This is a genomic window from Streptomyces lushanensis (genome assembly GCF_001700515.1).
Lineage (GTDB): Bacteria > Actinomycetota > Actinomycetes > Streptomycetales > Streptomycetaceae > Streptomyces > Streptomyces lushanensis.
Genome location: NZ_MAUD01000429.1, coordinates 1 through 321 on the forward strand (window position 1 = coordinate 1; position 321 = coordinate 321).

General features: G+C 72.6%; 1 pseudogene. It reads right to left on the bottom strand.

The window, feature by feature from the left end:
* Positions 1-321, bottom strand: a pseudogene (locus BFF77_RS37245) (serine/threonine protein kinase); the annotation flags it as partial.

Below are 321 nucleotides of genomic sequence, written 5' to 3' on the forward strand. Positions count from 1 at the left end.
CGACGGGCCCGTCGGGGCCGAACGCGGAGGGGAGCGGCCCGATCTGGTCGAAGACCTCGACCAGTTCGTCGTCGATGTCCGGCTCGGGCAGCAGTTCCACGGCCGACGTCAGCGCCTTGCGCGCGCCCGTGGCCGTACGGAACCGCGCGTGCGGGTCGGGCTGGAGCAGGCCCGCCAGGACCTGCCACAGCGGCTCGGGAATGCCCTGCGGCGCCCCCGGCGTGCCATGGGCGAGGAAGAGCTCGACCAGGGCCTTGGAGTCCGGCTTCTGACCCTGCAGCAGATAGAGCGCGACGAGACCGACCGCGAAGAGATCGGCGG